The organism is Pseudomonas sp. MF09150, from assembly GCF_059862355.1.
Window position 1 is genome coordinate 74373 of the sequence record NZ_JCBCUS010000016.1, and the last position, 19208, is coordinate 93580.

At 64.0% G+C, this 19208-nt stretch carries 14 protein-coding genes and 1 pseudogene; 7 read left to right on the forward strand and 8 right to left on the reverse strand.

Annotation, left to right across the window (positions count from 1 at the left end):
• Positions 1-41 precede the first annotated feature (41 nt).
• The 3 genes from AC19YX_RS33315 to AC19YX_RS33325 all read right to left on the reverse strand — a co-directional run bounded on the left by AC19YX_RS33315 (position 42) and on the right by AC19YX_RS33325 (position 4701).
• Entirely contained in the window at positions 42-2510 is a 2469-nt protein-coding gene (locus tag AC19YX_RS33315; RefSeq protein ID WP_078473137.1) for a TonB-dependent receptor plug domain-containing protein, read from the reverse strand.
• A 25-nt stretch (positions 2511-2535) separates the two neighbouring features.
• On the reverse strand, positions 2536-3033 hold the full coding sequence (locus AC19YX_RS33320; RefSeq protein ID WP_078473136.1) for a RidA family protein: 498 nt from the start codon (positions 3031-3033) through the stop codon (positions 2536-2538).
• Positions 3034-3123: 90 nt separating this feature from the next.
• Positions 3124-4701: a flavin monoamine oxidase family protein gene (locus AC19YX_RS33325; RefSeq protein WP_078473135.1), complete on the reverse strand. Its 1578-nt coding sequence runs from the start codon at positions 4699-4701 to the stop codon at positions 3124-3126.
• Between the two features lie 311 nt (positions 4702-5012).
• Here AC19YX_RS33325 and AC19YX_RS33330 point away from each other — a divergent pair, with 311 nt between their 5' ends.
• Complete coding sequence (locus tag AC19YX_RS33330; protein ID WP_500607931.1) at positions 5013-6029, forward strand: MarR family transcriptional regulator; 1017 nt, start codon at positions 5013-5015, stop codon at positions 6027-6029.
• A complete protein-coding gene (locus AC19YX_RS33335; protein WP_500607932.1) occupies positions 6023-6775 on the forward strand; it encodes a hypothetical protein in 753 nt (250 codons plus the stop codon). The genes AC19YX_RS33330 and AC19YX_RS33335 overlap by 7 nt, the downstream gene beginning before the upstream one ends.
• A 13-nt stretch (positions 6776-6788) precedes the next feature.
• Here the strand turns inward: AC19YX_RS33335 and AC19YX_RS33340 are convergent, their stop codons facing one another.
• The 5 genes from AC19YX_RS33340 to AC19YX_RS33360 form a co-directional block, all read right to left on the reverse strand.
• On the reverse strand, positions 6789-7982 hold the full coding sequence (locus tag AC19YX_RS33340; RefSeq protein ID WP_500607933.1) for a dipeptidase: 1194 nt from the start codon (positions 7980-7982) through the stop codon (positions 6789-6791).
• A 173-nt stretch (positions 7983-8155) separates the two neighbouring features.
• The gene (locus AC19YX_RS33345) at positions 8156-9124 is read right to left on the reverse strand and encodes an ABC transporter substrate-binding protein (protein ID WP_500607934.1); all 969 of its coding nucleotides are present in this window, start codon (positions 9122-9124) and stop codon (positions 8156-8158) included.
• Positions 9125-9134: 10 nt separating this feature from the next.
• Complete coding sequence (locus tag AC19YX_RS33350) at positions 9135-9944, reverse strand: class II aldolase/adducin family protein (RefSeq protein WP_201129819.1); 810 nt, start codon at positions 9942-9944, stop codon at positions 9135-9137.
• A 105-nt stretch (positions 9945-10049) separates the two neighbouring features.
• Positions 10050-10988, reverse strand: coding sequence for a D-isomer specific 2-hydroxyacid dehydrogenase family protein (locus tag AC19YX_RS33355; protein WP_500607935.1), 939 nt, complete (start codon positions 10986-10988; stop codon positions 10050-10052).
• Positions 10985-12202 carry an acyl-CoA dehydrogenase family protein gene (locus AC19YX_RS33360; protein ID WP_500607936.1) on the reverse strand — a complete coding sequence of 406 codons (1218 nt, stop codon included), beginning with the start codon at positions 12200-12202 and terminating at the stop codon, positions 10985-10987. Before AC19YX_RS33360 ends, AC19YX_RS33355 begins: the two co-directional genes overlap by 4 nt.
• Before the next feature lie 415 nt (positions 12203-12617).
• Between AC19YX_RS33360 and AC19YX_RS33365 the strand changes: the two genes are divergently transcribed.
• The 5 genes and pseudogenes from AC19YX_RS33365 (at position 12618) to AC19YX_RS33385 (ending at position 19184) form a co-directional block, all read left to right on the forward strand.
• Entirely contained in the window at positions 12618-13247 is a 630-nt protein-coding gene (locus tag AC19YX_RS33365; protein WP_078473130.1) for a cysteine dioxygenase family protein, read from the forward strand.
• Positions 13244-14827 (forward strand): rhodanese-related sulfurtransferase, encoded by a 1584-nt coding sequence (locus AC19YX_RS33370; RefSeq protein ID WP_500607937.1) that lies wholly within the window; start codon positions 13244-13246, stop codon positions 14825-14827. Before AC19YX_RS33365 ends, AC19YX_RS33370 begins: the two co-directional genes overlap by 4 nt.
• Before the next feature lie 175 nt (positions 14828-15002).
• Complete coding sequence (locus AC19YX_RS33375; protein ID WP_078473128.1) at positions 15003-15539, forward strand: RNA polymerase sigma factor; 537 nt, start codon at positions 15003-15005, stop codon at positions 15537-15539.
• Entirely contained in the window at positions 15536-16501 is a 966-nt protein-coding gene (locus tag AC19YX_RS33380; RefSeq protein ID WP_078473127.1) for a FecR family protein, read from the forward strand. Before AC19YX_RS33375 ends, AC19YX_RS33380 begins: the two co-directional genes overlap by 4 nt.
• Before the next feature lie 119 nt (positions 16502-16620).
• Positions 16621-19184: pseudogene (locus AC19YX_RS33385) on the forward strand (TonB-dependent receptor).
• The last annotated feature ends 24 nt before the right edge of the window (positions 19185-19208 follow it).

Consider the following 19208-nt stretch of genomic DNA (forward strand, 5'->3'; position numbering starts at 1 on the left):
CACCGCAACGCAGCACGCACACCCCACTGCATACCCACCTCTTAAAACGCCAGGCTGACGCGGCTGTAGTAATAACCACCGCCCAGCCCATACGGCGAAAACATCCCGTACTCATAGGTCCCGGCCCACGCCTTGAGGCCGATCTTGTCCGGGTACTCGTCGAACAGGTTGTTGGCGCCCAGGGCCACGGTGAGGTTCTTGGTCACGTCGTAGGCCACATCGATATCGGTGATCCACTTGGCGCTGTAGGTACGGTCGTTGGCCGGAATGTTCGAGCCTTCGGTGTACTCGCCAAAACGCGTCAATTGCAGGTTGGTGGTCCAGTCGCCGACCTTGTAGTTGGTCGACAGGATCCACTTGTCCTTGGGCGTGGACTTGGTCAGGTCGATCTGCTGCTGGCGGTCGAACAGCACATAGTTCGAACCCAGCCGCGCCAGGGCCGCCGGGGTGTCGGCCAGATCACGGATGGTGGTCTTGTTGTGGTTGTAGGCAACACTCCACTTCGCCGTGCCGTATTCACCGAACGACTGGCTGTAGTCGGCCACCAGGTCCACGCCCTTGGTCCGGGTGTCGGCGGCATTGGTGTAGTACTGCCCGGCCAGGTTCGGCGACAGGCCGTTTTCCACCAGGATCTGCGAGACCTGGGTGCCTTGCAGCAGGCCGGTCTGGAGAATCCGCTTGTCGATGTCGATCAGGTAGAAGTCGGCGGTCAGGCGCAGGCGCTCGGCCGGTTCGGCGGTAAAGCCCAGGCTGTAGTTGCGCGAGGTTTCCGGCTCCAGGTCGCGGGCACCCAGGGCCACGGCTTCCGCCGAGTTGGGGCGCATCTGCTTGGTACGCACCGAGGTGGTGGTGCCGCCCGCGCCGAACTGGGTCACGGTGCTGGTGGTGGAGAACACGCTCTGGGCCAGGGACGGCGCACGGAAGCCGTTGCTCACCGCCGCCCGCACCGCATACCCGGGGATGAACTCATACCGGGTGGTGAGCTTGCCACTGGTGGTGTCGCCGACCCCGAGGTTGTACTTCTCGTAGCGCCCGGCCGCGCCGACGTACCAGTTGGGGGTGATATTGAGGCCAAAATCGACATAGGCCGCTTCGCTGTGACGCTCCAGGCTGTAGGCGTCCTCCGGGGTGGTGCCGTTGACCGAGAACAGCCCCGGGTCCGGGCGCACCCCGGCGAACGGGCCGACATTGGGCACGTAGCTGCCGTAGTTGTAGGAGTTGGGTTCACCGCTTTCGAGGGCGTATTTCTCCCGCCGGTATTCCAGGCCGAAGGAGGTTTCCAGCGGGCTGCTCCAGCCGATGTCCAGGGCCCGGGAGAAGTCCAGGTTGTTGGTCCACTGGTCGAACACCAGGTTGCCGAGGTGGAAGTCGTGCTGGCCGTAGGGGCCGTTGGAAATGTTCAGGTTGTTGGCGGTGTCCAGCACGCCGCGGTCCTTGCCGTAGGTGCTCGACAGGTCCCAGTCCCAGCCGCCGGCCAGGCCCTTGGCGCCGCCGGCAACCTGGAAGTCGGTCTCGTGGATCTCGCGCCGCGCCTGGCCGCCATTGGGGTATGGCGCGTTCGGCACGCCGGCCAGGCTGGTGATGTCGGTGGGCTTGCGGTGGCCCAGGTCCTTGTTGCTGTTGCGGTAGCTCAGGGTCGAGAACGAATACAGCTTGAGGTCGTCCTGCAACGGCAGTTCGGCGTTGTAGGCGACGCTGGTGGTGCGGTCGCGGCCCAGGCCGTACTCGGTGCCCCAGCCCTGGCGATTGCTTTCACGGGGGTCGGGGGAACCATCGGCCTGGTTGAAATACAGCTGGCCGGTGGCGGCGCTGGAGCGCTCGTAGGGTTCCTGGATCTTGGCGTCCCACGACAGGTTGAAGAAGCCCCCGTTCTCCCCCAGCTTGTTGCCCCAGTTGAAGGCTTCATGGCCGGTGGTGCCGTCGCCGTCGTAGTACTGGCCCAGGCTGGTGTCGGAAGTCAGGCCCTCGGCATTGCGCTTGAGGATGATGTTGATCACCCCGGCAATCGCGTCCGAACCGTATTGCGCCGCCGCGCCGTCGCGCAGCACTTCGATGCGCTCGATGGCGGCGGTGGGAATCAGGTCCAGGTCCACCGGCACCGAAGCGTTGCCGACCCGCGCGCCGTTGTTGATCAGGGCCGAGTTGTGCCGGCGCTTGCCGTTGATCAGCACCAGTACCTGGTCGCCGCCCAGGCCGCGCATGCTGACGCCGCGCACCAGGAACGCCGTGCCGCCGCCGTTGATGGTCGGCACGTTGAACGACGGCAGCAGCCGCGCGAGCATTTCCTTGAGGCCGTTCTGGCCGATGGTGCGCAGTTGTTCGCTGTCGATCACATCGATCGGCGCCGGGCTGTCGGTGACGGTGCGCTGCTGGCTGCCGCGAACCCCGGTGACCACTACGGTGCCGAGGGTTTCATCGGCAGCCAGGACGTTGGGCGGCAAGGTCAGGCCGAGCAGGCCAAAGCTGAGCGGCGCCACGCCGACGAGGGTTTTGTGCAAGTTGGAACGCATGGCTGAAGATCCTTTTGAGCGGCGCTTAGTGCGACCTGGCGGCAACGGTTTCGACTTCGATCAAGGCCCCGGGCAATACCAGCCCGGCTACCTGCACCGTGGTTCGCGCCGGTTTCAGCGGCTGTTTTTCAGTGCCGAAGAACTCGCGGAAGGCCCGTTGCAGGCCATCGAAATCCAGCTTGCCGCCCAGGGCCGGGTCGCCCACCAGGTAGATCCGCAGTTGCACCACATCGCCCAGCTTCAGGCCCTTGCCGGCCAGGATCGACTCGACCTTGTGCAGCACTTCGCGGGTCTGGGTTTCGGTATTGCCGGCGGCGCGGATCTGCTCCTTGCCGGCCTTGGGGTCGACCGGGTCCGGCAGCAGGCCGGAGAGGTAGGTCACTTCGGTGCCGGCGGGCAAGGTCACCGATTGCAGGATCGGCGAATTCGGATAGGTCGACGGCACACGCTCGATGGACGCGGCCCAACTGCTGCTCGCGGCAAAAACGATCCCCAACCCCAACAAGGCTTTTTTAAAAGGCATGACAGACGCTCCAAGGTTATTTAATGCCAGCCTCGGAGGTCCGCTACCTGGCAAATCAGTGACTGCTGTTTTGATGAAAGCGCGGCTTTTTCAGGCCGTTTGCTTGAGTGGCGAGCTTTGCGCCCGCTCGAATAAATGGCGCACTACGCGCCGCGCTGCGCCGGCAGCGGCTTCCTGCCAGATGCCGACGCCGCTGTGGGCCAGGCCGTCGCTGGTCAGGTAGACCCGGCCCTGGGCCTGGTTCAGCAACTGGTAATCGGGCTCGGCCACGGCGTGGTTGATCCAGGGCCCGAGGTTGTAGGGGATCTTGCTCCAGGCAATCGCCAGGGGCTTGCGCAGTTCATGGCTGTGGCCGGGGTGCAGCAGCTCCACGGCCTGGCGGGAAATCTCGATCTGCTCGGCCAGGCTTCGTTCGCCGAATCTGCGCGCAGTTTCGCCATTGTTGTAAGCCGCCACCAGCACCCCTTCGGCCTGGTTGAAGCCACCGCTGGGGTACCACAGGCCGGAGGCTTCCTGATTGATAAAGGACAGGCCGCCGTAGATCTGGTAGTCGCTTTCCCAGAAGCGCCGCGACTGCCAGGCCACCTTGTTTGCGTAGCCGAACTGCACCTGAGCGATGGCCTGGCGCACCGGGGTGCTGAGGTTGTTTTCGACCTTGGCCAGCAACGGCAGCGGCAGGGAACTGATCACGTAGTCGGCGCGCAGGCTCTGCTGGCGGCCGCTGCGCTTGTCCAGATACGCCACTTCGACACCCTCGGCCTGGTTGTGGATGCCAAGCACTTCGGCGCCCAGGCGCAATTGGCCCTGCAACTGTCGGGCAAAGGCTTCGGGGATGCGGTCCATGCCACCCACCGGCTGGAACATGGTGGGCGAGAATTCGGGGTATTCGTCGATCATCAGCGCGGTGGTCAGCGCCGGATTGAGCAGGGTCTGCAACGGCAGCGGGTCATTCTTCTGCGCCAACTGGTCACCGGCACCGGGCCAGACCTTATAGCCGGAACGGGCCGAACCCAGGTATTCGAGCTTGTCGGAGAGGTCGCCCCAGGTCTTGAGAAAACTCAGCAGATTGCTGCGATCGGCGGGGCTGAGTTCCTGATCCAGCGCATTGCGATTGACCGCCTTGGCCAGCAGCTCGGAGAAGTGCCCACGGCTGTCATTGACCGCCTGGCGAATCTGCAGCGCCGGCTGGTTCAGGTCCGGCCGCACCAAGGCGTTGCGGCTGGTGTTGACCAGCACTTCCAGCTCCACCCCCAGTTCGCGGCAATAGCCGAGCATCAATTGGTGGTGGCTGGGCAGGCGCCCGGGGCCGGCATTGAGGTAGAAGCCATCGGCGAAATCCGCCACCTGCACGCTGCCATCGGTGTACTCGACCCGATCGCCGCGACGCACCGTCCAGTTGCGCCCGCCTACCCGCTCCCGGGCTTCGAGCAGGGTCACCTTGAACCCGGCTTTCTTCAACTCGTAGGCGCTGACCAGGCCTCCGATACCGGCGCCGATCACCACCACGCTGGCACCGTGGCCGACACTGGCCGTCGGCAGCGCGGCGTAGTTCTCTTCAGCAGCCTGCGCCCCGTCGCTCACCCCGAGCATGCCCATCACCGCACTGGCGGCCTGCAAGCCACCGACGGCGGCCACTCGGGCGATCAATTGTCTTCTGGTCAACGGCATGCAAGGGCTCCCTGCCTGGCGGATGGATAGTGCATTCGGTTATAGCCCAGCGCTACGATCAGTCACTTGGGTCTATGGGAAGCCATCCTAGGGGGAGCACTTTAATAAGAGAAATACATTTTAAGCATATGCAAATATTACTTTGTTTCATATCTTGGCGAGAGAATACTGCGAAAGGCGCATGCAGAGCCCAGCCAGGAGAGAATCCGGTTCGAAGGCAGTGTGGCAGCACCGAAAGCCGCAAATAACATAATTATTGAACAGTAACACCACCAATGATACCGTTCACAAATCATGTTAGAGGTAGCGTCATGAATCCCGAACTGCAGCAAGCCGCCCCTTACTTGCCTGCTCTGGCCTCTTATATCGAGACGGTGCTCGGCGACTCCCCAACATTCAGCGGCTGGGACCAGACCTCGCGTCTGCCCTACTACCTCAACAGTAGCTATTTCATTCTGCAGATGACTCTGTTGGGACAGACCTGCATTGTCCTGCTGGAAAACCAGCAGCGTTCGGTCAGCCTCCCGGACGTAAAAAAGCACATGGATGCGCTGCGCCAATTGACCGAGTCCCCACTGGTCTTTGTCACCGAGACCCTGGCCTCTTATGAGCGCAAGCGCCTGATCGAACGAGGCGTGCAATTCATCGTGCCGGGAAATCAGTTGTTCATCCCGGAACTGGGTCTGGACCTGCGCGAGTATTTTCGTGCCCGCCAAAAAAAGATCGAGTTCATGAGCCCGGCGACCCAGGCCATGGTGATTCACTTGTTGATGAACGACTGGAAGCATTCCCTACAGTTATCCCAGGCCACGCTGGGCCAGCCTTTCAAGTACTCGAAAATGACCATTTCCCGTGCCGTCAAAGAGCTGAAGGGACTGGGGTTGATTACCGTTGAGGCGGACAAGCAGCAGCACATCGAAATACTTGTTCCAGCTCGACAACTCTGGCAAAACGCCAGAAAGCACATGCGCTCCCCGGTCAAAAGGACCCTGTGGCTAAACCGGGTCCCCCTGCTGGATAGACAGCCACTGCTGCTCGCCGGCGAATCGGCACTGGCCCGACAGACCCTGCTGGTCGAACCCTGGCTGGCCATTTATGCCTGCTCAAGTGAAACCCTGAACGCCCTGCAAAACGCAGCGGAGCCCATCACCGAAGTGGCTCCCGAGGAAGCCGCCTGTGCCCTGCAGATCTGGTCCTACGACCCCACCGTCTATGCTTGGGCGGTTCCTTACGTCGATCCTTTCTCGCTGATCCTGAGCTTGCAGGACAGCAAGGATGAACGGATACAGATCGGCTTGAGCCAACTTGAAGGAGACATGAAATGGTAAGGGGGCTGGACCGCTTTCGTGAGTATTTTGCCGACTACACAGATCGCTACGTGATGATCGGAGGCGTAGCCGCCTATTTGAGCATGGAGCAAGCCGGCCAAACGTTCAGAGCCACCAAGGATCTGGACCTTGTCCTTATCATCGAAGCCTTGGACGGTGCATTTGCCAGGCGCTTCTGGGAGTTCATCCGGGCAGGCGATTATCAGATCAAGCAACGCAGCAACCAACAGCCGGTTCTCTACCGTTTCATGACGCCGGCGGATAGTAGCTTTCCTGCGCAGATCGAACTCTTCTCACGCAGCCCCACAGGAATCGACCTTGCGCAAGGCGCAATCCTGACGCCTATTCCCGTCGACGAAGCCGCCTCAAGCCTGTCCGCCATCTTGCTCGACGATGAGTACTACGACTTTTTAATCGCAGGCAAGCAGCAGATCGACGCCATCACCCACATCGGAGCGGATCGGCTGGTTCCTCGCAAGGCCCACGCCTGGCTGAACATGAGCGAGCGACAGGGCCAGGGCGAACATGTCGACAGCAGGAGCATTCGCAAACACCGCAACGATATCCTCGGTCTATCAGTCCTCCTTGCACCCAGCTCCACGATACTTCCCGGCCAGATAGCCGAGGACTTGCAGCAGTTTCTGCTTCAGTTGTCCGGGCAGGACGTAGATCCGGCGGCCTTGGGACTGGCTGAAGATCTGCCACAAACGATCCTGCGCATAAAACAGGCCTTCCATTTGACCTGAAATAGAAGCCCTTCTACCGAACCGCCCTGCCCTGGGCCGCCGTCAAAACCCGCAACAGGTTGCCGCCCCAGATATTGACCAGGTCCTGCTCGCCGTACCCCGCCGCCAACAGGCGCTCGGTGATCCGCGGCAGTTGGGTGACGTCCGCCAGGCCCTCGACCCCACCGCCACCGTCCCAGTCGGCGCCGATGCCGACATGCTCGGGGCCTACCACTTGCAGGATGTGCAGTAGGTGTTGCATGTAGTCGTCCAGGCTGGCCTGGGGTTGCGGGTAGCGCGCCTCGACCTCACGGATACGCGCGGCGAGGTCGGCGACCTGCTCCGGGCTCATGCTTGCCGCCAGGCGAAACTCGCGGTACAGCGGCCCCAGGGCCTTGTCGCGCTCGGGGCTGGGCGGGCGCTGGATCAGGTCACTGCCGAAACTGTTGACCTGCACCACCCCGCCTTTGGCCGCCAGCTCTCGCAGGCGTCGGTCATCGAGGTTGCGCGGGTGGGGGGTAATCGCCCGACTGCTGGAGTGGGAAGCGATGATCGGCGCTGTGGACAGCGCCAGCACCTGATCGAACACCTGATCCGAAGCATGGGACACATCCAGCAGGATCCCCAGGCGGTTAGCCTCGGCCACCAGCTCGCGCCCTGCCGGACTGAGGCCGCGCCATTGCGGCAGGGCCGTGGCCGAGTCGGCGAAATCGTTATTGGCCGAATGCACCAGGCCGAGCATGCGCAGGCCCAGCCGCTGGTAGGTCTGCAAGCGCTGGGGGTCGGCGGCCAGGGGCTCGGCGTTTTCCATGCTGATAAACACCACCCGCTGCCCACGGGCGACGATCGCCGGAACGTCTTCGGCGCGCAGGGCCAGGGCGAACTCCGCCGGGTGTGCGGCGATCAGGTCGCGGATCCGCGTGATTACCGCCAGCCCGTGCTCGCTGGCCAGGGTCCGGCCTTCGGCAGTCAGCGGGCCCTGAGGCGTGAAGACCGCCCAGAAGCCGCCGTCCAGGCCACCTTCGCGCATCCGGGGCAGGTCGACCTGGGACAAATCGGCCGCGAAACTGTGGCGCTGAGTGATGTCCCAACCCGGGCGCGCGAGTTGCATCGGGGTGTCGAGGTGGCTGTCGAGGACGGTCAGGCGTTGGTGCAGTTGCAGCGGGGTTTCAGCGGCCAGGGCCAGGGGGCTGGCCAGCGCGAGCACTAAAAGAGAGTGGGCAAACATCGAGGCCTCCGTGGCCTTGGGGGGAATGGACGTACTCCCGTAGCCGCTGCCGAGCCTGCGCTGGCCCTCTCAAGCGCCGGAATATGCAGGACAGATACACGGCTTTATGGATGGACAGCGCAGGCTCGGCAGCGGCTACAGGTCATTGGCACGCGACTACCGGTGACGAGGGTTCAGCTCCAGCGGAAGCTGCGGTCCCACAGGCCGGAGACGTCCAGCGCCTGGGGCAGGACGCCGGCTTCGAAAAACAGGTCGGCCACGTCCTGCTGCGATTTGACCGCCGCGTCGTCCACTGGCTGCAAAATCCGTGGCCCGCTCTGGGCCCGGTACTGGGCCAGGAACACTTCACGCGGCATGCCGAGGATCTTCGCGCTCTTGCTCGCCCACTCCTCCGGGTGGCTGGCAATCCATTGCCAGGCGCGGTACTCGCGCAGGATGTAATCGGTGATCGCCGCGTGCTTGAGCGGGTCGGCGATGCTCGCCTGGTTCGCCGCAATCACGTAGTTGCCGGACAGATAACCCTGCCCGGTCTTGAGCACCCGGGCCTCGGCGCGCAACTCGGCGAGCTGGATGAAATAGCCAAAGCTGACCCAGGCATCCAGCGCGCCATGTTGCAGCGCGGCAAAGCCGTCCTGGGGAGTCAGGGCCAGGGGGATGATGTCGTCGAAACCCAGGCCCTGTTCCTTCAGGGCCTTGAGCAGGAAGTAGTGCGAGCTGGTGGAGCGGATATAGCCGATGCGCTTGCCCTTGAGCTCGGCCACCGACTGCACCGTCGACCCCTTTGGCACCAGGAACGCCTGGTTGTTGACGTCGCCGGTGAGCACCGCGATCAACTTGACCGGGGCGTGGTTCTTGATGCCGAAGATCGGCGGGATCTCACTCATCGGCGAGATATCCAGCGTGCCGCTGACCAGTGCCTCGAAGCTCAGGTTGCCGCCCGTGAATTCGGCGTACTTGACCTTGTACGGCGGGGTTTCGATGCCGGCCTCGGGAAAAAAGGTCGGCGCCGCGCCCTTGTAGGTGGCCACGTTCAGGGTCACGCCACTGAAGTCCGGGGCCGCCAGGCTCAAGCGCGGCATGCCGCCGGCGACACTGGCCAGGCCGGCCAGGGCCGAGAGTTGGAGAAAACGACGACGCTGCATGGGCACATCCTTAATCGAGAAAGTCCGGCTCATCACGCAAGATCCGCGCGTGATAAGGCTGAAAACTGAACCAGCCACCGAATTCGGTGCCGACCTGGCGTGCGGTGTGGCGCGCCACGTCAGGGGGGATCGGCCGCGGCGTACCGGCAGCCTCGGCCAACAGCTGGGTCTGGGCGGCGTTGTCCATGGCGATAAAACGCCAGGCCGCGGCCTCCACGGTCTGGCCCACGGTCAGCAGGCCATGGTTTTGCAGGATCAAGGCCGGGTGCTGGCCCAAGGTCTGGGCAATACGCGCGCCTTCGCTGCTGTCGAGCACCACACCGGAAAACTGGTCGAACAACGCGTGCTTTTCATAAAAGGCGCAGGCGTCCTGGGTCAGCGGATCCAGCAGGCGCCCCAGGCTCGACCAGGCCTTGCCGTACAGCGAATGGGCGTGGGCCGCGGCCACCACTTCCGGGCGCGCTTCGTGCAGCGCCGCATGGATGGCAAAGGCCGCCAGGTTCAGCGCGCCCTCGCCTTCGACAATTTCGCCCAGGGGGTTGACCAGCAGCAGGTCCGACACCCGTATATGCCCGAAATACACCCCCACCGGGTTGACCCAGAAATGATCCGGCCGCCCCGGGTCGCGCACGGTGATATGCCCCGCGCCCCCCATGTCGAAACCGTGCCGGGCAAACACCCGGAACGCCGCCGCCAGGCTTTGCTTACGCTGCACCCGCTCCAGCTCGACCGTCGCCTGCTGCGGCGGCTGATCCCAACGCAACACCGTGTGCCCCTGGCGCGGCAAGTCATACACCGCCGGGCGCTTATATGCCGTCATGCCCGCTCTCCCCCTGCAAAAAATCCCACGCCCCTCGTAGCCGCTGACGAGCCTCGCCAGGCTGCGCGGGCCCAGTTGGCCGCTGAAAATCCGCAACTGCCCAGTTCAATACCCACGCCCCACCTCCACCCGATTCTCCAGCTCCAGCTCCTGGTCAAAACGCTGGATATTGCGCACCAGCAACTGCGCGATATTCAGATAGACCTGAGGCGAATTGGCTGAGGTATGGGGCGACAGGCGCACCCGCGGATGGCGATAAAAGGCATGCCCAGCCGGCAACGGCTCAGGGTCGGCGACGTCCAGGCTGGCAAGCGCGACCGCCCCCGAATCCAGGGCCGCCAGCAACGGCGCCTGCTGGATCAACGCCCCGCGCGCAATATTGATCAGGTGCAAACCCGGCTTGGCCGAGGCCAGGACCCGGGCATCGATGATGTGCCGCGTCTGCGCAGTCAGCGGCACCGCCAGCACCAGGTGATCGGCCCGGGCGAACAGCTCCTGCAAGTCAGCCACCGCCTGCACCCCCGGCACCTCGAACGGCCGCGTCGATTGACGCAGGGCCAGCACCTGCATGCCCAGCGCCTGGGCCTTGGGTGTCAGACTCTGGGCGATGCTGCCAAAGCCGAACAGGCCCAGGGTGCTGCCCGCCACCGCCGCCAGCGGACGTTGCTGCCAGTGCTCGGCAGCCTCGATCCACACCTGGGGCAATTGCTTGGCTGCTGCGAAAATCGCGGCCAGGGCAAACTCGGCGATGGTCTCGGCGGTGCTGCCCCGGGCGCTGGCCACTGGCAGGCTGTCGAACAGCCAGCGGGGAAAATAATCCAGGCCCGAGGTCACCAGCTGCACAAACTGCAAGCCGAAGGGCCAGCCCGCTGGCGGCTCCACGGCATCGCGAAAATCGCCATGGGGCGCTGCCAGCAAGACCCGCACATCCACCGGCAACGCCTGGGGCAGCCCCCGGGGCAATTCCAGCACCTCGACATCCGGCAGCAGCACCCGCAGGCGGGCATTGAAGGCCGCGTCCAGCTGGCTGGCGATACGGGTCATGCCTGGGCTCCCCGGGCGGGCAAGGCAAACGCGGCACGCCCGGCGGCGCTGAGGATCGCGTCGTTCTGCGGGGTATGAATCCGGCTGCAGAGCACGTCGCGGTAATGGCGCTCGATCGGATTGCCCCGGGCCAGCCCCGGATTGCCAATGGCTTCAATACCCAGTTCGACGGCGCTGATGGCGTTGCTGGTGACCAGGTACTTGATCTGGGTCGCCTCACCCGGGGCGATCCGCCCTTCGGCGGCGGCATCCAGCAGCACCCGGTTGTTCAATAGCAGGGCGTCGATGCGTCCGATCAACTCCTGAAAACGTGGCAGGCTCGCCAACGGCGCGCCGAGGTTGGCCGGTGTGCGCTCGGCGAGCCAGGTCACCAGCCAGTCGCGCGCGGCGCGGGCCACCCCGTCATAGATCGACGACAGCAGCACTGCCAGCCACAACACCCCATTGCTGTCGAGCTCGGACGGGCGCGGCACGTTGGCCGGCTGGATATCCACCGCCTGCTCCAGGGGCACGAACACCTCATCGAAAATCACGTCGTGGCTGCCGGTGGCGCGCATGCCCAGGTGATCCCAGGTTTCTTCGACGCTGATCCCCGGGGTCTCGCGGTGCACCAGCCAGGTGCCCACTTGCGGCTCGGCGTCGTCGCTGCGGGCCCAGACCGAGAGCCAGGTCAGGCCGGGGATCCCGGTGGAATAAATCTTGCGCCCGCTGATGCGCCAGCCGCCTTCAACGCGGCGTGCCAGGGTCCCGGGCAAGCCGCCACGAGCCGGGGTGCCCAGGTCTGGCTCGACCCGCAGGGCATTGATCAGCGCCCCCGACTCCACGGCCTCCCGCGCCACACGCTGGCGCAGGTGCAGGGGCCAGGCCTGGTTGTGTTGCAGGCGGGTGTGTTGCAGGTATTGCATCACCAGCACCAGGGCAGTGGACGGCTCGCCCCGGGCCACGGCGCTGATGACCCGCCGTGCCTGGGCCAGGCTGGCCTCGCTGCCGCCCAACTGGCGCGGCACGGTCAGGGCCAGCAAGCCATGTTCATGCAGGCGCTGCAGGTTGGCATGGGGAAACTCGCTGTGCCGGTCGTAGTGCGCGGCACTGGCGGCAAACTCGCCGGACAGGTTTTGCAGCAGCTCGGCGAATTCAGGCGAGTCGAGGCCGGCGTGGGATAACGCCACCTGCGGCCCCGCCGGCGGGCGCTGGGCCACGGTAGAAAGGCTCATGGGTGGCTCCTGCGCGACCGCTGCCGATGCACGGAACCTGGCAGGAATGCGGACAAGACTGAGTAATGGGGGGCTTGCGCGGGCATCTCGACTTCCCTTTTTCGACGCGTTGAGCCCCATGCTAACTACATAAAAAACCCTCGTGAAATTCGTTTTGGTTCTAACTTAATATACAAAAAATGCATTTATCCTAATTTTAGATATGCAATAAGCGGATGAATCAACCGATGCTTGCGGGCCATGAGCCGGCGTTGCGCGGCACGGCGCCCTGGGGTTCCGGCAGAACCTTGAAAATCATCTATATTCATTCTTTTTTAGCATAATAAATCACTGGAAAAATACCCAAAAAGAATAATACCTTCTAGCGCACAGCGGTCGTTCGCCTCGAACTTTCCAGCTTCCACGGAGGGAGCCCATGCCCCACAACGCATTAACCGCCCAACCCGCCCCGGCCAACCTGGGACGCCTGCGGCTGTTCGTCCAGCAACTGGCGCAACTGCTTGAACAGCAGCCTCCCGAGGCACAGATCCTGGACCACGGCGCACGCCTGCTGCGCGAGCTGGTCAGCCATGACGATTGGCTGCCCGAAGCCTTCGCCCAGCCGGACCCCGAGCGCTACCAGCAGTTCCTGTTGCACGCCGATGCGCTGCAGCGTTTTTCCATCGTCAGTTTTGTCTGGGGCCCGGGGCAGCGCACGCCGATTCACGATCACCGGGTCTGGGGGCTGATCGGCATGCTGCGCGGTGCCGAGTACTCCCAGGGCTTCGCGCGCCAGGCCGATGGCCGCCTGCAAGCGGCGGGCGAAGCACTGCGCCTGGAACCCGGGCAGGTAGAAGCGGTGTCGCCGCAGATCGGCGATATCCATCAGGTGGCCAATGCCTATGCCGACCAGGTGTCCATCAGCATCCACGTCTACGGGGCCAATATCGGCGCGGTCAAACGGGCGGTGTATGGCCTGGACGGCACTGAAAAACCCTTTATCTCCGGCTACTCCAACAGCCTTTTGCCAAACTTCTGGGACCTGTCGAAGGAGCCCCCGCAATGACCGATTTCCCCACCCGCAGCCACGCCCAGATCCGCCAGGCCCTGCTCGACCGCCAGGAACTGGCGCTGCTCGACGTCCGTGAAGAAGCCCCCTTCGCCGAAGCCCACCCGTTGTTCGCGGCCAATATCCCGCTGTCGAAACTGGAGCTGGAGGTGTACGCGCGCATCCCGCGCAGCAACACGCCGATCACCGTCTACGACCAGGGTGAAGGCCTGGCGCAGCTGGCCGCGCAACGCCTGCGAGCCCTGGGTTACCACGATGTGGCGCTGCTCGAGGGCGGCCTCGACGGCTGGCACGCGGCGGGCGGCGAGCTGTTCAAGGACGTCAATGTGCCGAGCAAATCCTTCGGCGAACTGGTGGATGCGCAGCGCCACACGCCGTCGCTGCCGGTGGAGGAAGTCCAGGCCCTGCTCGACGCCAAGGCCGACCTGGTGGTGCTCGATGCACGGCGTTTCGACGAGTACCAGACCATGAGCATCCCCGGCAGCACCAGCGTCCCCGGTGCCGAATTGCTGCTGCGGGTGCGCGAACTGGCGCCCGACCCGCAGACCCAAGTCATCGTCAATTGCGCCGGGCGCACCCGCAGCATCATCGGCACCCAATCCCTGGTCAACGGCGGCATCCCCAACCCGGTGGCGGCCCTGCGCAACGGCACCATCGGCTGGACCCTGGCCGGGCAGCGCCTGGAACACGGGCAGCAGCGCCGCTTCAAGGCCGCCACCCCGGGCAACCAGGCCCTGGCGCAACAGTCGGCACGGGCCGTGGCCGACCAGGCCGAGGTGGCGCGCATCGACCGTACCCAGTTGCACCAGTGGCAAGCCGACGGCCAGCGCACCACCTACCTGTTCGATGTGCGCACCCCGGAGGAGTTTGCCGATGGCCATTTACCCGGCGCCCGCTCCACCCCTGGCGGCCAGCTGGTACAGGAGACCGACCACGTCGCCAGCGTGCGCGGTGCGCGGCTGGTGCTAGTGGATGACGACGGCGTGCGCGCCAACATGAGCGCTTCGTGGCTGGCGCAAATGGGTTGGCAGGTGGCGGTGCTCGATGGCTTGCAAGCGGCCGACTTCAGTGAAACCGGAGCCTGGCAGGCCCCCTTGCCCGCCGTGCCCGTGGCCGAGGAAATCAGCCCGCAGACCCTGGCCCAGTGGCTGGAAACGCCCGGGACCCTGGTGCTCGACTTCACCGCCAGCGCCAACTACGTGCAGCGCCACATTCCCGGGGCCTGGTGGGCCCTGCGCAGCCAACTGGCCGAGTCCCTGGCCGGCATCGATGCACCGCAGCGCTTTGTCCTGACCTGTGGCAGCAGCCTGCTGGCGCGCTTTGTGGTGCCCGAACTGCAAGCCCTGACCCAGCGTCCGGTATTTGTGCTCAAGGGCGGCACCACGGCCTGGATCGCCGCCGGCCTGCCCGTGGAAGAAAGCCGCCAGCATCTGGCCGCGCCACGCATCGACCGCTATCGCCGGCCCTACGAGGGCACCGACAACCCACGCGAAGCCATGCAGGGTTACCTGGATTGGGAATACGGACTGGTGGCGCAATTGGGGCGTGATGCGACCCATGGCTTTTTTGTGATCTGAGACAAACGCTGTGTCCAGCCGGTCGCTTGACCGGCTGTTCCGCGCTCCTCCCCGAGCCGCCTGCCCATGGCTCGATGCCCTCATGACGGGCAGCCCTGATAAAAAATGACAAATAATAATAGTTCTCGATATCATTCGCGGCTTTCGCGTCCTTGCGTTGTCCAGAAGGGTATCCATGTCTCGTCTCAAGCCCGACCCTATGTCGGCTGACACCGTTCGCGGGTTTTATGCGGACATCCTGCATTTCCTGCGCAAGCGCACGGACAACGCCAGCGACGCGGCGGACATGACCCAGGACGTGTTCACCCAATGGCTGGACTACCGCGACCAGGCCAAAGTCGAACAACCCCGTGCCTTCCTGTTTCAGATGGCACGCAACCTGCTGCGCGATCACTGGCGACGCCAGCAGGTTCGCCATGGCGTGCACGGCGAAATTGGCAGCGACAGCGAGCCGCTGGCCGATGAACACAACGAGCCACTGCCCGCCGCCCAACGCCTGCAGAGACTGGAACAGTTGAAAGACGTCCTGGCAGAACTCTCGCCGCGCCGGCGAGAAGCCCTTATGCTGCACCGCTTCGAAGGCCTGAGTCAGGCGCAGATCGCCGAGCGCATGGGGATTTCATTGAGCATGGTGGAAAAACACATCGCCTCTGCCCTGTTGCACTGCAAGCAGCGCCTTCAACAAGCACACGGCAAGGAGCAGCCCGAATGACCCGCCTTCCCGGCACACACAGTGACATCGACAGCGACAGCATCGATGCCCAGGCCGCCAGTTGGTTTGCACGCAACCGCAACGACCCCGACCGCGACACCCGTCGCAGCTTCGAAGCCTGGGTTGCACAGCCGTTGCATGCGCGGGCCTATGCCGAATTCGAACAACTGTGGGCCGACCTTGCCGAGCTCCAGCAACTCAACCGCCCAGTGCCGTTGCCGGTGCGCAAGACGCCGCTCTGGCGCCCGGCGCTGGCCGTGGCTGCGGCCCTGGTGTGCGCGGTACTGGCGCTGAACCTGGGCACGCCGCAGTCGGCGTACACCCAGGAGGTCGCGGCCCAGGCCAAGGGCAGTCGCACCCTGAACCTGCCCGATGGCAGCACCTTGTACGTCAACGCCAACACCCGCTTGCGCATCGATTTCAGCGCCCACCAACGGGAAATCTACCTCGACCAGGGCCAGTTGTATGTGGAGGTCGCTCCCGACAAGGAACGCCCGTTGTGGGTGCACGCCGGCGAGGCCAAGGTGCGCGTGGTCGGCACCGCCTTCGATGTGCGACGTGGCCAGCGGCAGCTGGTGGTCAGCGTCGCCCACGGCCAGGTGGCGTTCACGCCGGACGGCAACCCGGCCGACAACACCCTGCTCGGCGCCCGGCAACAGGCCATCTATGACCTGGCCAAGGGCACCCTGCAACGCCAGACCCTGGCCAGCGATGACGTGGCCGACTGGCGCAACGGACGCCTGGCGTTTCGCAACCGCGAGCTGATCGGCCTGGTGGACGAACTCAACCTCTACCGCCGCCAGCCGGTGCAATTGGCAGACGGCGCCCTGGGCGCATTCAAGGTGTCGGGCAACCTCGACATCAACGATCCGGACGCCTTGATCAAGGCCCTGCCAGCGCTGATACCGGTGCGCACCGTGGCCCTGGCCGATGGCAAGATCCGCATCGAAGCCCGTCCCTGAGCCTCATATGCGAATATTTTGCATTCGCATATGAGGTTTTTTTCCAGCGCCGCGTCTTCTTCCCGTCTGCGCCGTCATTGCGGTGCTTTTGGCCTTTGTTGCCATACCGGGGGGAAGTCATGTTTCGCGTGCATCAGCATCTTCAGTTCGTTTGTTCCCGTCCAACTCTGCTGGCGGTCTGCATGGCGTTCAGCCTCCAGGCCCAGGCCGAGTCGATCCATTTCCAGCTGCCGGCACAGGCACTGGCCAGCTCGCTGAGCCAGATCGCGCAACAGGCGAAGATCCAGTTGCTGTTCGACGAAGAGCTGCTGCGCAACATCAAGGCCCCGGCCCTCAACGGCGACTACAGCCCCGAGGCGGCGATTGGCGCGCTGCTCAAGAACAGTAACTTCAGCCTGGTCAAGGTCGACAACACCTACGTCGTGCGCCCCGCTGAAAACGACAGCAGCACCAGCGGTTCGGCGTTGCAGTTGGGGGCCATGAGCGTGATCGGCAATGGCCAGGAAGTGGATGCGGCCACCGTCGGCCGCTCGACCCTGAACCAGGAAGAAATGGACCGCCATCTGGCCAACAACATCCCGAGCCTGATCAACACCCTGCCCGGCGTGACTCTCGGCGGCTCGCTCAAGCCCGGCGGCCAGACCGTCAACATCTGGGGCCTGGGGGATGCCGAAGACGTCCCGATGAGCGTCGACGGTGCGACCAAGAGCGGCTTCGAGCGTTATCAGCAGGGTTCGATCTTCATCGAGCCGGAAATGATCAAGCGCGTCGAAGTGGAAAAAGGCCCGCACTCGCCCAGACCGGCAACGGCGGCTTTGGCGGCACCATCCGCATGGAAACCAAGGACGCTCCGGACCTGTTGCAGGAAGGCCGCGATGTCGGGGCCATGGTCAAGTACGGCTACAGCAGCAACAGCCATGAACAGGCCTACACCTCGGCCGTGTATGGCCGCACCGAGGACCGTCGGTTCGACGTGCTGGCCTACTGGACCAAGCGCGACGGCGACGACATGAAAATGGCCAGCGCCCAGCCCGACCCGCGCAACGTCTACCCGGTCAACCCCAAGCGCCTGCCCAACACCGCCCAGGACCTGGAGGGCGAGCTGTACAAACTCAATATGCAGCTGACCGACGAGCACCGCCTGGGCTTTACCTACATGCGCTCCGACAGCGATATCTTCGCGCCGTTTTCGGCCAAGAGTTACCCGTCGCCGCCAAGCCAGTCCGACATCAATCGCTTCGGTTATGACGGTGCCACCAAGCGTTACCTGGCCCAGCGCAACACGGTCGATACCACCTGGCAGACCAAGTACGAATACACCCCGCTGGACAACCCGTGGATCGACCTGGAGCTCAAGTATTCCAACTCCAAGACCGAGCAGACCGACGAGCGCGGCCCGACCGCCTTCTATCAGCCGACCTCGGGCGGACGCAAGATCACCGTGGGTTATGAAGACAAGATCCTCGAGTTGAAGAACGTCAGCCGCTTCGAAACCGGCCCGCTGCAACATGCATTGACCAACGGCGTGCAGATCCGCAAGCACACCCGCGAAGTCGACATGTGGATGCCCGGCAAAACCTACGAGGTGGCCCAGTACAACTACGGCCATTACCAGCCGGGCTTCATGCCCCATGGCAAGGTCGACAACAACGCCTTCTACATTCAGGACGCGGTGAGCCTGGGCAACTTCACCCTGACCCCGTCCCTGCGCTACGACTATGTGCGCAACCGCGGCGAGAAAAACGACGCGCCGCTGTACAACAGCCCAGATCCCAAGGCCGGTCACGACTACAGCGACAAGACCTACACCGGCTGGTCGCCGCGCCTGTCGGCCTTCTGGACGGTGACCCCGGAAGTTGCCCTGTTCGCCGACTACAGCAAGACCTGGCGCGCGCCGGTGATCGACGAACAGTATGAAGTCCAGTCCCCAAGCTCGACCCGCTCGGCCACCAGCCGCAACCTCGACCCGGAGCGGATCACCGCCCTGCGTGCAGGTAACGTCACCAGCTTCTCGAAGATCCTCACCGACTCCGATGCGGCGCAAATCCGCACCACGCTTTATCACAACACCATCAAAGACGAGATCATGAAAAACCTCGGGATCGGTTGCCCGGAGCAATTGATCAACGGCCAGAGCATCAGCCAGGTGTGCAGCGGCTCGCCGATCTCGGTGTACCGCAACATCGGCGACCTGACCATCAAGGGCATTGATATCGAAAGCTTCTACGACTCGACCTATGTGTTCGGTTCGCTGTCGTATTCCTGGATCACCGGCAAGCACGAGGGCGCCTACACCAACCCGTGGGGGCCGAATGTCTGGGCGCGGGATATTCCGCCGAGCAAATGGGTGGCGACCCTGGGCTTTAAAATCCCGCAGTGGGATGCGCAAGTGGGCTGGCAGGGGATGTGGATGCGCCAGACCGACCGCGTGCCGAGCGACAAGTACGCCAAGGGCCCGGCCAGTGTCCTTGGCGACAGCAGCTGGGACCAGTACGAGAATGATCGCTTCAACGTGCAGGGCCTGTTCGCCAGCTGGAAACCGCAGCAGGCGTACCTCAAGGGCACCGAGGTCAACTTCACCCTGGATAACATGTTCAACCGCGACTACCGCCCGCCGCTAAGCGGCGAAAACGCCACCAGCCTGGGCCGCAACGCCAAGGTCAGCGTGACAAGGTTCTTCTGAACCGCTGTAGCCATCACCGACGCC

Coding starts and splice junctions, on each gene's coding strand:
- AC19YX_RS33315 (WP_078473137.1), bottom strand. CDS start 2,510: ATGCGTTCCAACTTGCACAAAACCCTCGTCGGCGTGGCGCCGCTCAGC.
- AC19YX_RS33320 (WP_078473136.1), bottom strand. CDS start 3,033: ATGCCTTTTAAAAAAGCCTTGTTGGGGTTGGGGATCGTTTTTGCCGCG.
- AC19YX_RS33325 (WP_078473135.1), bottom strand. CDS start 4,701: ATGCCGTTGACCAGAAGACAATTGATCGCCCGAGTGGCCGCCGTCGGT.
- AC19YX_RS33330 (WP_500607931.1), top strand. CDS start 5,013: ATGAATCCCGAACTGCAGCAAGCCGCCCCTTACTTGCCTGCTCTGGCC.
- AC19YX_RS33335 (WP_500607932.1), top strand. CDS start 6,023: ATGGTAAGGGGGCTGGACCGCTTTCGTGAGTATTTTGCCGACTACACA.
- AC19YX_RS33340 (WP_500607933.1), bottom strand. CDS start 7,982: ATGTTTGCCCACTCTCTTTTAGTGCTCGCGCTGGCCAGCCCCCTGGCC.
- AC19YX_RS33345 (WP_500607934.1), bottom strand. CDS start 9,124: ATGCAGCGTCGTCGTTTTCTCCAACTCTCGGCCCTGGCCGGCCTGGCC.
- AC19YX_RS33350 (WP_201129819.1), bottom strand. CDS start 9,944: ATGACGGCATATAAGCGCCCGGCGGTGTATGACTTGCCGCGCCAGGGG.
- AC19YX_RS33355 (WP_500607935.1), bottom strand. CDS start 10,988: ATGACCCGTATCGCCAGCCAGCTGGACGCGGCCTTCAATGCCCGCCTG.
- AC19YX_RS33360 (WP_500607936.1), bottom strand. CDS start 12,202: ATGAGCCTTTCTACCGTGGCCCAGCGCCCGCCGGCGGGGCCGCAGGTG.
- AC19YX_RS33365 (WP_078473130.1), top strand. CDS start 12,618: ATGCCCCACAACGCATTAACCGCCCAACCCGCCCCGGCCAACCTGGGA.
- AC19YX_RS33370 (WP_500607937.1), top strand. CDS start 13,244: ATGACCGATTTCCCCACCCGCAGCCACGCCCAGATCCGCCAGGCCCTG.
- AC19YX_RS33375 (WP_078473128.1), top strand. CDS start 15,003: ATGTCTCGTCTCAAGCCCGACCCTATGTCGGCTGACACCGTTCGCGGG.
- AC19YX_RS33380 (WP_078473127.1), top strand. CDS start 15,536: ATGACCCGCCTTCCCGGCACACACAGTGACATCGACAGCGACAGCATC.